This window comes from Methylomonas sp. BW4-1 (genome assembly GCF_052474385.1).
In genome coordinates, this window is sequence record NZ_CP184125.1 from 4,833,182 (window position 1) to 4,845,227 (window position 12,046).

Annotated in this window: 9 protein-coding genes and 1 pseudogene; 6 read left to right on the plus strand and 4 right to left on the minus strand. The window is 52.6% G+C overall.

The annotated features are described in order from the left end of the window. Nucleotides 1-60: 60 nt before the first annotated feature. Together ACH5Y9_RS22395 and ACH5Y9_RS22400 are read left to right on the plus strand one after the other, a co-directional pair. Nucleotides 61-927: an NAD(P)-dependent oxidoreductase gene (locus ACH5Y9_RS22395; protein ID WP_445367649.1), complete on the plus strand. Its 867-nt coding sequence runs from the start codon at nt 61-63 to the stop codon at nt 925-927. Between the two features lie 16 nt (nt 928-943). Next, entirely contained in the window at nt 944-2,263 is a 1,320-nt protein-coding gene (locus tag ACH5Y9_RS22400; protein WP_445367650.1) for a UDP-glucose dehydrogenase family protein, read from the plus strand. A 205-nt stretch (nt 2,264-2,468) separates the two neighbouring features. On the opposite strand, the gene ACH5Y9_RS22405 is transcribed toward ACH5Y9_RS22400, so the two are convergent. Beyond that, nucleotides 2,469-3,566 carry an IS5 family transposase gene (locus tag ACH5Y9_RS22405; RefSeq protein ID WP_445367651.1) on the minus strand — a complete coding sequence of 366 codons (1,098 nt, stop codon included), beginning with the start codon at nt 3,564-3,566 and terminating at the stop codon, nt 2,469-2,471. A gap of 462 nt (nt 3,567-4,028) precedes the next feature. On the opposite strand from ACH5Y9_RS22405, the gene ACH5Y9_RS22410 reads away from it, so the two are divergent. Together ACH5Y9_RS22410 and ACH5Y9_RS22415 are read left to right on the plus strand one after the other, a co-directional pair. Next, nucleotides 4,029-5,171 (plus strand): hypothetical protein, encoded by a 1,143-nt coding sequence (locus tag ACH5Y9_RS22410; protein ID WP_445367652.1) that lies wholly within the window; start codon nt 4,029-4,031, stop codon nt 5,169-5,171. A gap of 335 nt (nt 5,172-5,506) precedes the next feature. Next, nucleotides 5,507-6,043 (plus strand): annotated as a pseudogene (locus ACH5Y9_RS22415) (REP-associated tyrosine transposase). 68 nt (nt 6,044-6,111) lie between these two features. Here ACH5Y9_RS22415 and ACH5Y9_RS22420 read toward each other — a convergent pair. The 3 genes from ACH5Y9_RS22420 to ACH5Y9_RS22430 all read right to left on the minus strand — a co-directional run bounded on the left by ACH5Y9_RS22420 (nt 6,112) and on the right by ACH5Y9_RS22430 (nt 9,894). After that, a complete protein-coding gene (locus ACH5Y9_RS22420; RefSeq protein WP_445367653.1) occupies nt 6,112-7,185 on the minus strand; it encodes a hypothetical protein in 1,074 nt (357 codons plus the stop codon). A 542-nt stretch (nt 7,186-7,727) separates the two neighbouring features. Then, a complete protein-coding gene (locus tag ACH5Y9_RS22425) occupies nt 7,728-9,125 on the minus strand; it encodes an amino acid permease (RefSeq protein WP_445367654.1) in 1,398 nt (465 codons plus the stop codon). Nucleotides 9,126-9,138: 13 nt separating this feature from the next. Then, entirely contained in the window at nt 9,139-9,894 is a 756-nt protein-coding gene (locus ACH5Y9_RS22430; RefSeq protein ID WP_253734560.1) for a pentapeptide repeat-containing protein, read from the minus strand. Nucleotides 9,895-10,184: 290 nt separating this feature from the next. Here ACH5Y9_RS22430 and ACH5Y9_RS22435 point away from each other — a divergent pair, with 290 nt between their 5' ends. Next, entirely contained in the window at nt 10,185-11,624 is a 1,440-nt protein-coding gene (locus tag ACH5Y9_RS22435; protein ID WP_445367655.1) for a UbiA family prenyltransferase, read from the plus strand. A 3-nt stretch (nt 11,625-11,627) separates the two neighbouring features. Next, a complete protein-coding gene (locus ACH5Y9_RS22440) occupies nt 11,628-11,993 on the plus strand; it encodes a membrane protein (RefSeq protein WP_033156796.1) in 366 nt (121 codons plus the stop codon). Nucleotides 11,994-12,046: the final 53 nt, after the last annotated feature.

Genomic DNA, 12,046 nt, shown 5'->3' on the forward strand with positions numbered 1-12,046 from the left:
GTCTGTTAGTACCCAACTAAGACGCTATAATGGTCCAGACCATATTTCGGGGGATATAACATGCGGGTAGGCTTGATCGGATTGGGGGCAATGGGCCTAGGCATGGCGCGTAATCTTGCCAAGGCCTGCCACTTAACCGCGGTTTACAATCGGACCTTTAGTAAAGCCGAGGCATTGGCGGCGGAATTGCAAATCCAGGCTTGCGAGACTATCGAACAACTGGCCGGTCAAGTCGATGTCGTGTTGATTTGTGTGTCGGCGGATAAAGACGTATTGATGGTGGTGGATGCAGTCGCTAAAACCGTTCGCCCTGGTAGTGTGGTGGTGGATATGTCCACGGTCAGCAGTGAAACGGCTACCGTCGCGGCGCAAAAACTTGCGGAAAAGCATGCGGCTTTCCTCGATGCACCGGTATCCGGCGGCGTGGAAGGCGCCAACAAAGGCACGTTGGCCATGATGGTCGGCGGCAGCGCGCAAACCTTGGAGCAGGTTCGGCCGGTTTTGGCGGCCATGACCGCACGTATCGAACACCTGGGCGATGTCGGTGCCGGGCAAGCCTGCAAGGCAGTGAACCAGATTATGTGTGCGGGGATTAACCAAGCGGTGACCGAAGCTTTGGCGTTTGCGGAAGCGCAAGGTTTGCCGATGGACAAAGTCATTGAGGTCGTCAGCGGCGGTGCGGCGGGTAACTGGTTTCTGGAGCATCGCGGCAAGAGCATGACGCAACACCAATTTCCGCCAGGATTTAAACTGGCGCTTCATCACAAAGACTTAAAAATTGCGCAACATATGGCGCAACATGCCGGCGTCGGTTGTCCGTTAACCGTCACCACGCTGGCCGATTATGCCAAGCTGATGGCTAAAGGTTATGGCGACGAGGATATTTCCGCGTTGTATCGATTAAAACAGAAACGATCTTCCAATTAGTTTACAAGGTGTAACGATGAAAATTACGGTGTTTGGCAGTGGATATGTAGGTTTGGTGACGGGCGCCTGTTTGGCAGAAGTGGGTAATCAAGTGCTGTGCATGGATGTCGATCAGCGCAAAATAGACCAACTCAAACAAGGGGTCATTCCGATTTACGAGCCGGGTTTGGACGAAATGGTCAAGGACAATGTCGCTGCCGGTCGCTTGAGCTTTACCACCGACGTGAAAGAAGCCGTGGACTTTGGTTTGTTTCAATTCATCGCGGTGGGTACGCCGCCGGACGAAGACGGCTCAGCCGATTTGAAATACGTGTTGGCGGTGGCGAAAAGCATCGCCGAACACATGAGCGATTACAAAATCGTCGTCGATAAATCTACCGTGCCGGTCGGCACTGCCGACAAGGTCAAACAGGCCATCAAGGATGTATTGGCCGAGCGCAGTCAGGAATTGGAGTTTGACGTCGTCTCCAATCCCGAGTTTTTGAAAGAAGGCTCGGCGTTGGACGATTTCATGAAGCCGGACCGTATCATCATCGGCACCGACAACCCCAGAACTGCCGAATTGCTGAAAGCGCTGTACGCGCCGTTCAACCGCAGCCGGGAGCGGGTGATCACGATGGACATCCGTTCCGCCGAGCTGACTAAATACGCTGCCAACGCCATGCTGGCGACCAAAATCAGCTTTATGAACGAGCTGGCCAATCTGGCGGAAAGACTGGGTGCCGACATCGAAAACGTCCGCCACGGCATTGGTTCCGACAGCCGCATCGGTTACAGCTTTATCTATCCCGGCTGCGGCTACGGCGGCTCCTGCTTTCCAAAAGACGTGAAAGCCCTGGAACGCACCGCCCGCGATTACGGCTATCAAGCCGAATTGCTCAGTGCGGTGGAAAACGTCAATGACCGGCAAAAGCACCGTCTGTTTGAAAAAGTTTCCACGCATTATCCGAACGGAGTGAAAGGCAAAACCTTTGCGTTGTGGGGCCTGGCGTTTAAACCCAACACCGACGACATGCGCGAAGCCCCTAGCCGGGTATTGCTGGAAGCCCTGATCGATGCCGGCGCGACAGTGCGAGCCTACGACCCGGAAGCCATGGAAGAAGCGCACCGCATCTATGGAGACAAAGCCGGATTAGTGTATTGCCCGAAACAGGCGGACACCTTAAGTGATGTGGATGCCTTGATCATCGTTACCGAATGGAAACAGTTCCGCAGTCCGGATTTCGATGACTTGAGTCGCTTGTTGAAAGACAAGGTGATATTCGACGGACGGAATATGTATGAGCCGAGGTTGGTTAGGCAGTTTGGGTTGCAGTATTACGCGATTGGGCGTTGATTAGTTTGGTATTTGACTCCGTTCGCCCTGAGCTTGTCTAACAGGCTGGTGAAAAACCCGCCGATATTTCCCCTTACCCACGATGTTCGTGATTTTTTCGAGTTGAAATCGGTCATGACATCGAGTTTCAAGCGTTTTGCCCCGGTTTCAAGGGCTTTTTATTCGCCTGAAGCCGTCTGTGGACGGTTTTCAGGCGAACTTCACCCTAGGCGGGCGCACTCCACGCCGGTTTCGGCGTGAACACCAATAGGTTGAGCATGCGCGTCAGGTTGTAGGCGGCAAAGCAAAACAAGGCCTGACCCGCGACGTTGGCTAAGCCGATGTGACGGGTTTTGCGCAGGCCGCCGACCGTTTTGACCCAGCCAAAGGCTTCTTCGACGATTTTGCGGCGCTTGAGACTTTGGGCGTAACCTTTGCCGCGAGCGGTCCGGCCATCGACGGCACTGCCGGTCTTTTTGCGGGCCACATGGGCTTTGATGTCACGGGACTCGAGTCCGTTGACGAACGCCGCTTGGTCGTAGCCTTTGTCGGCACCGACGCTGCCACCTTGGGGCACGCGGCGGTTGATCATTTTTTGCGCGGCTTCGATTTCGGCGGTGCCGGTGGCTTGAGTGGTTTCGACATCGACAATCAGGCCGTTGCGATTCTCGGACAAGGCATGGGTGATGTAACGCAGTTTGGCCTCGGTGTATTCGCCTTTCTTGTAAAGCCGGGCTTCGGGATCGGTCGTACTGTGGTGGGTGGCGTTGCTGCGCTTTTCGCCGCTGAAGTCGACCTCGGGATTGCGGCCGGCGGGTTTGTCCGGGCCGCTGCCGTCTTTTTTAACGAAGCTTTTATGCGAGGCCCAGGCTTCAATGAGGCTACCGTCGACGCTGAAGTGTTCGTCGGACACCAGGTTTTGCCATTCGGCAATCGCCAAGACTCGTTCAAAAAACTCTCGACTTAGCGCTTCAGACAACAGACGTTCGCGGTTGGCACTGAACACTGTGCGTTCCCACACGGCGTCGTCGATGCCCAGACCGACAAACCAGCGAAACAACAGGTTGTAGTCCAGTTGTTCCATCAACTGACGCTCGCTACGGACCGTATACAGGACTTGTAACAGCAAGGCGCGCAGCAGTTTTTCAGGGGCCATCGAGGGACGGCCTGTGTGCGAGTAACGCTCGGCAAAGACGGCATCCATAGAGGCCAATACGCCATCAACCAGTAGCCGTAAACGACGCAACGGATGCTGTTTGGGAATACGGTCTTCCAGGCTAACATAGCTGAACCAGCTGTTTTGAATGGCATCGTGTCCGCGCATTGAAAGGCTCCAAATTTAGGTAGCCTATTTTAACAGTTGGCCGCTCATCTATGCCTTAGCTTACTTGGCTTTTCGAGTTTTTCACCAGCCTGTTAAGGGGTATCGAAGTTGAGGTGTCGCTAGCGCGACGGTTTATTTAATGTCGGTTCGCGGACCGACGACCGCGATACTTTCTTTTGCTTGGCCAAAAGAAAGTATCCAAAGAAAAGGCCACCCGGATGCCGCTTGTTCACTGCGCTCCGAAGCTTTCGTCGGGGGTTGACGAAAGGGGCTTCCTGCCCCTTCGTCAACGTGCGGCATCCCTGCCGCACCCCTTCGGGCTATTCCCGCCGAAAGCTCCGGTGCTCGGCGCGGCATACGGGAGAATAACCTCCCCCAATTTTAGGAATATCAGAACAAGTTAGCTGCCCAGATAATTCAACTCCTGCTGACTTAGCATTACCAAATTCTACAGAGACAAAAATGACTGACTTTAAGGAGATAGCTCATTCTGGCGGCAAGATCACCTTCAGTATAATGACCGATTCAGAAGGGCGTAGGGGATTTCAAGTGGGAATCAGATCATCGCGCCCAAACCCAATGTCCATGATTGCGGTGTATGCTCTGCCACAGGGCATACCCGTTGGATCGATACAATTGGGAGGGATCGGCTCACCATGGAATCCGGCTCCTTTTCCGGGCTGCTATCCGGTGATGATCCAGTCGGATAGCGAGGGTAGGTTTGGTCATCACTGTCCAAGTTGTGATGGATATTGGCGAAGTGGGCCATGGCCCAACGTCTGTCCATATTGCTTATTTAATGCCGAAGGGTATCAGTTTTTATCAAACGCCCAGCGTGGATTTGTGCGTCATTACTGTGATGTTCTTACTCAAGCGTTCGAAGGCGAAGATGGTGAGGTATTAATCGACATGGACTTAGTCGCAGATGCCATAAATCAAGAGGTAGACAAGCCGCGTTTTTATGTTTCGGAGCAAAGTCAGCAACGCAAGTTCAATTGCATTGCATGCGATGAAGTTAATGACATCTTAGGGCGGTTTGGTTACTGCTCGCTTTGCGCAACGCGCAACGACCTTGCTGATTTTGAAATGTTCACTGTCCCTGCAATTCGGGAGCGGTTGAAGGCCGGCGCACCACCAGAAGATTGTGTTAGAGATGCGGTAGCATCTTTCGATTCGTTTGTAGCGCAATATGCTAAACAATTGGCAGTATTAGTGCCTCTTACAGAGCCAAGAGTGAACCGTTTGACTAAACAACGTTTCCACAATTTAAAAGACTGCCGCACAATCTTTAAAAATTGGTTTGACATTGAATTGTGTGCTGGTTTGAAGGAATCCGAGTGCCGTAGCGTTGAGTTAATGTTTCATCGTCGACACATCTATGAGCATAATGGTGGGGAGGTTGACCAGAAATATTTAGATGACAGCGGAGACAAAACCGTCAAGCTCAAACAAGCAATTTATGAGTCTAAGGAAACTGCTCATGATCTACTTGGAACTCTATTAAAAATGGCAAAGAATTTACATTATGGATTCCATGTATTATTTCCGCCAATTGATGCCCCCATACAAGAATTCAAAGATAAGAAAAAGCGCATGGGGAAGTAGCAAGAAAATTAGCGATCTGCTCCGTTTGCATTTTATTACATCAAAACTGTGTTGGTTATAAGTAAACATTTTCAAATTTCGGGATGGTTTTCTCACGTATGCCGCGCCGAGCACCGGAGCTTTTGAACGGATCAGCCCGCAGGGGTGCGGCATGGATGCCGCACGTTGCCGAAGGGGCAGGAAGCCCCTTTCGGCGACCCCGTTCAAAAGCGAGGAGCGCAGGGAACAAGCGGCATCCGGGCCGCCTTTTCACTCGTTCCCACGCGCTGCGTGGGAACGCAGTCTATCCGCGCCAGCGGTAACATGCGACAAAGCAAGCAAACGAGGTCAAACTCATGGGCGGCAGTTGTTACCGTATTCTCCAATCCCAACAGCCGTATTTCTTAACCTGCACTGTACTGAACTGGATACCGTTATTTACCCGACCGGCTACCGTGCAAATCGTTCTGTACGCCTTGTTTTACCGTCAACAACAGCGCAATTGGCTAATATACGGCTACGTCATTCTGGAAAATCATTTGCACCTATTACTACAAGCTGACGATTTACGTGAGCAATTAGCCCACTTCAAGTCATATACGGCGCGTTAGTTGATCAATTATCTGGAATCTATCAATGCCGAACGCTTGTTGCAGCAGTTACGCTGGTTCCGCAAAGCGCACAAAACTGACAGGGAATATCAGTTGTGGGAAGAAGGAAGTCATCCGCAGATGATCGAGAACCCCGAGGTCTTGCGGCAGAAACCGGACTATATCCACCTGAATCCGGTCAAACGCGGTTATGTTGATTTCCCGGAGCATTGGCGTTATTCGAGTGCCCGGAATTATGCAGGGCAGGAAGGGCTGTTGCCGGTTTATCGGGATTGGTTTTAGCTGACCGCAGCGCGGCAGGTTTGCATTCCCACGCGGCGCGTGGGAATGAGATGAGATCGTCGATTCGTTCATGGTTTAACTCCTTGATTGGTATGTAATACATCCATTATGAAATCACGCTTGGAACGGCCTACCACTCTCTGTGGAGGACACGACCAGCCCAGTCCGGTTTTAGCAAATGACCATGGCTGCCGGCCGCCAGCCACACTGCCGCCACCTCGATCATGTAAATAACCGATGCGCTCGCCCAGCAATTCGCCGGTCTGCAAATCGATGACTTTCAAGGCGCTGCCGGCAATCCACATCTTCCGCTCTTCCGGGGTCTCCAGGTCGTCGTAGGTCACGCCATAGCGCGGCGGCGGATCGCCGGCTGGTTCGCGAGTCAGCACTAAGTCGTACCAAGCTCTATCACCGGGTTTGGCCGGCACTAACTGTTCGCGCGGGATGTAGCCAACTTTACGAAGCAGTTCGCTCCATTCCTTGCCTTTAACCTTGTCGTTTCTTTGCCAACTGCCGGTATAGCGGTAACGTTTACCGTCGCCGGGGTCGATAGCCTCGACGTATTTGAACGCGGGCTGCTGCTTGCACCTATTGGTATCGCCAACCCAGCAATCACGCCCGAAACCGCCATCGTTCAAAAACGATTCAATATAGCCATCGAAACTCATATACCGAATAGAGTGGAAAGTTTTATACAGAACCCTGTCGAAATCCCCAAGACTTTCATAAGGACTCTTGGCCGCATTGCTGTACTGGCTAATGTCAGAATTCTCATCGAACTCGAGTTTCATCAAAAACACCCCATCGACATCATCGACGGTACGATAAATCTTCTCACCCGCGCCTTTACACAGTTCGTGATAGCGATCCAAGGCCTTGGTCATGGTGGCGAGCTTGGCGTCCAGCGCTTGTTGTTTCAGGTGGTTTTGATGGAGCTTGTAAGCCACAGGCATCAGAAATATCGCCAACACTAAACCCATGGCTAGATATCTGAGTTTAGGATTATCGATATTGCGCCGGGCGGCGGAAACGCTAAACCCCAGCACTACCAGAAAAGTCGCGACAGCGCCTATCGCCACTGCCCAGACGATTAAGCGCAAGGTCCCCGGAGCGATAAACAAATTTAAAAGGTCCCAACCCATGTTTTAATCTCGGTCATTGGTAAAGCCGTAAGGCAAAAGCAGCAGTGGGCTTTGCACTGTATTCCAGTGCGAATTGTATTTTTCAATTTCATATAAACCCCGGTTATATCCAGGACCGTAGATGTATTGAACGACGTGAAGCGCATTGATCGCGAACGATGCACCTCCTTATGTCAGCAGCATATATCTGATCGTAACTAATTGAATTTCAAATCCCCGGTGGGTTTTCTCCCGTATGCCGCACCGAGCACCGGAGCTTTTGGACGGATTAGCCCGAAGGGGTGCGGCAGGGATGCCGCACGTTGCCGAAGGGGCAGGAAGCCCCTTTCGGCGACCCCGTTCAAAAGCCAGGAGCGCAGGGAATAAGCGGCATCCGGGTGGCCTTTTCTTTGGATACTTTCTTTTGGCCATGCAAAAGAAAGTATCGCGGCTGTCGGGCCGAGACCCGACATTAAATTAAACCGTCGTGTTAGCGACACATTAGTAGCCCTTCGACAAATTCAGGGCGAACGGACTAGTTGAAAGCCAGTCAACTTCAAAAGTTAAGAAGATCGAAGCTGACTATGCTTCACCCCATACCCAAAATAAATCAAAAACCCAATCACCAGCCAAACGAATAACCGAATCCACGTATCAATCGGCAAGCCCGCCATCAAGCTCAAACACACTAAAATTCCGGCAATCGGCACATAAGGCACCGCCGGGCATTTGAAGTGGCGCTGCATTTCCGGATGGCTGTTTCGCAGGATCCAGACGCCGCCGCACACCAACACGAACGCAAACAAGGTGCCGATACTCACCAATTCGCCGAGCTTTTCGATAGGCATGAAGCCGGCCAGTAAAGACACTGCCACGCCGACCAGGATGGTGGACAAATGCGGGGTTTGGAACTTGGGATGGACTTGGGCGAACAACGGCGGTAGCAGCTGGTCTTTAGCCATCGAGAAGAAAATCCGGCTTTGGCCCATCAGCAGTACCAGCATCACCGAGGTTAAGCCGGCGATGGCGGCTATTTTAATGATCGGTGACAGCCAGCCCATGCCGACATGATCGACCGCCAGCGCAATGGGTGCGGGGACGTTGAGCTCGGTATAGGAAATGATGCCGGTCAACACACCGGCCACCAGAATGTACAGCAAGGTGCAGACCGCCAGCGAACCGATGATGCCGATAGGTACGTCGCGTTGCGGGTTGATGGCTTCCTGGGCGGCGGTGGAAACGGCGTCGAAGCCGATGTACGCAAAGAAAATTACCCCGGCCCCGGTCAATACGCCACCGAAGCCAAAAGGCATGAAGTTGGACCAATTCTCCCCGGTTTCGATGTGTTGGGAGCCGGCGACGATGAATACGATGATCACCGATAACTTGATCAGTACCATGACGAAATTGAAGATGGCTGATTGGCGGATGCCGATCACCAACAGGCCGGTCAGCAATAAAATGATTGCCACCGCCGGCAGATTGATGAAGCCGGCCGCGGGGTTGGCCAGATAGGCCGTGGTGAGATAAGTGGGTAAATGTACGCCAAAATTTTCCAGAAAGCTGGTGAGATAACCGGCCCAGCCGATCGCTACCGTGCTGCTGGCCAGAGCGTACTCCAGGATTAAATCCCAGCCTATGATCCAGGCCATCAATTCGCCCATCGTCGCGTAAGCGTAACTGTAGGCACTGCCGGAAACCGGAATCATCGCCGCCAGTTCGCTGTAACACATGGCCGCCAGGCCGCAGGCGATGCCGGCCAGAATGAACGATACTACGATGGCAGGACCGGCATATTTAGCGGCGGCGATGCCGGTCAGCACAAAGATGCCGGCGCCGATCACCGCGCCTATGCCCAGGATGGTCAAGTCTTTGGCCGTCAGTGTTTGCTTTAAGCCGTGCTGAACATCGGTCAAGGCTTCGACGGATTTGCGTTGCAGTAATTGCTTGGGGATTTGCATGAAGTGGTCTCGATTATTTGGAAGAGGTGGGCTTGACGGAATCGGGCAGGTTTTGGGCGCCGTCGAAGCGGGTGCCGGTCGTCACGGCCTCGGTAAAAATCGCGTCGTGCAATTTGGCTTGCGAGAAATTAGCGTTGGTCAAATTGGCGCCGGTCAGGTTGGCGCCGTCCATTTCGGCGGAATACAGATCGGCGTTTTGTAAGTTGGCGTTATTCAGTTTGGCGTGTTTTAACATGGCCCGGCCAAGCTGGGCGTTGCTGAGATTGGCACCGGTCAAATTGGCGCCTTTCAAGCTGGCGCGCATCAAGCCCATCGATTGATTCTTCATGTCCGCCGCCCACTGCACATTGCTCAGATTGGCGTGGCTTAAATTCGCGCCGTCCATGATCGCCACCACCCGGCTGCCGCTCATATCGGCGTTGCTCAGGTCGGCGTGCATCAGGCTGACGCCGAAGATGCTGGTGTTGGCTAGATTAGCGGCGCTCAGCTTGATATTGGTCATCACCGTTAAATCCAGCGTGAGGCCTTGCAGATTGCTTTTATTCAGATTGGAGCGTCGCAGATCGGCGCCCCATAAGTCGGCATTGCGAAAATCCAGATTCGACAAGTCCAGGTCGGTTAGGTCCTTACGGCGCAGGTCGGCGGGGTGTTGCTTGTCGGCCTTGGCCAGCATTTGCTCGACTTGGGCGCGGGTGAGATCGGCGGCATGGGCTATGCTTTGACTCGCCAGAAATAGCGCTAGAAATGTTTTGATCGATAAGTTTGTCATTAAAACCTCCGCAATATTGTCATTGTTGATTCGGATAATCCGCTTGGCAGGACCGTATTGTCGTTGATAGTAACAGGGTCACAGGCAGACTCAACGAGAAAAATGTTGCCCGGATTGTACTTGGATTTTTCTGGGGATTAAGCGGGACGCGGTCAAGGGAGGTTGTGGGTGGCCGCGCGGGCCCAGTTAAACGTAGCTTGCGGAATTGCTGTTACATTACAATGCCTTCGATGAGCCAGATATTTTCGATTTTTTCAGCGTTGCACCAATCAATCTAAAAGAAACATAACATGACAGAAACTTCGCTAGCCGCGCTTGTCGTTGATTTGGATGGCACGCTGACGCCCACCGACACCTTGGTCGAATCGGTATTACAGGTCTGTAAACGGGAGCCGCACGCTATATTCAAATTGCCGTTTTGGTTAGCGAAGGGGCGAGCGGCGTTTAAAGCGCGCGTGGCGCAAGCAGCGGCCCTTGATGTCGAGAGTTTGCCTTATCGGACTGATTTGCTGGAGTATTTGCGCGCGGAAAAACGCAAAGGTAGACAGTTGGTGTTGGCTACCGCTGCGCATACCAATATTGCCGATGCGGTTGCCAAGCATCTGGATTTGTTCGATAAAGTGTTAGGCAGCGACGAAAGCCGAAATTTAAAAGGTGTCAACAAGCTGGAGGCCATCCGCGAGGCAGTGGGGCCGAATTTTGTCTATGCGGGTGACAGCGAGGCCGATTTGCCGATTTGGCGAGCCGCGCAAGCCGCAATCCTGGTTAATACCTCAAAGCCGGTCGCGAAATTCGTGCGGGAACATACAGCAATAGAACAGGAATTTACCGCCAACCTGAATCAAATCCGGTTGTGGTTGCGCGCGCTGCGGGTGCACCAATGGCTGAAAAATTTGTTGATATTCGTGCCGCTGCTAACGGCATTTTCGTTTGATGATTTGGATAAGTTGGGTACCGTTGTACTGGGCTTCTTCGGGTTTTCCTTGGCCGCGTCCGCCACATATATGGGTAACGATTTGTGGGACCTGGACAGCGACCGTAATCATCCGCGTAAGAAATTTAGGCCGTTTGCCAGCGCTGAATTGCCCATTCTGAAAGGTCTGGCAGCCGCTTGCGGGCTATTGCTGACCGGCCTGGTGTTAGCGCTCGCCGTGTCGCAGGCCTTTTTGGGTATGTTGCTGCTGTATTTATTCGTCACCACTACGTATACATGGCTATTGAAATCCTATGTATTGATCGATGTAATGGTGCTATCTCTGCTGTATACGCTCAGGATTATTGCCGGCTCCGTGGCCGCGTCGGTAGCGACCAGTTCCTGGTTGTTGGCTTTTTCGGTGTTTATCTTTTTCAGTCTGGCTTTAGTCAAACGTTGTTCCGAACTGGTCGCTTTGCAACAAAAAGGCCGGGAAACCACACACGGCCGCGATTACCGGGCGGTGGATCTGGTCGTGCTCTGGCCCTTGGGCGTCAGTTCCGCGTTGTGCGCGGTGGTGGTGTTTGGTTTATTTATTACCTCGGCGGAGACTCAGATACGTTACCTAAATCCGCAGCTGTTATGGTTTGTGGCGATAGGCCTTATTTATTGGTTAGCACGCCTGTGGATTAAAACCGCTCGCGGGGAAATGCACGATGACCCGCTGGTGTTTGCGGTTCGCGACTTCGGTAGCCGGATCACAGTGCTCTTGATGCTGTTCGCCACATTAGCCGCTCATTTTTCACATTGGGAATAAGCCATGCAAATTCTACTGATCGCTATTTTTAGCATCGTCCTGTCTGTTGCCGCGCAGTTTATGCTGAAACTCGGCATGTCCAGTGTGGATGTCAAGCAGGCGATGGCCGGGCCGCTGACACCACGCCTGCCTTGGATCGTATTTACCAACAAATTTGTGTTTGCCGGGTTTACCTTATACGGTGTCGGCGCCATAGTTTGGTTGAAGGTTTTGGCATCCTGGGATGTCAGTAAAGCCTATCCCTTGGTAGGCCTGGGTTTCGCATTAACCGTGCTGATCGGCATGCTGCTCGGCGAGACTGTCACTGCTTTCCGCGTCTTGGGCATTTTGCTGATTTGCGAGGGCGTTTGGCTCGTAGCCAATTCCTGACCCTGTTACGAGATAACTAATAAGTAAGTATGACTTGGCAATTCAGAGCTCTT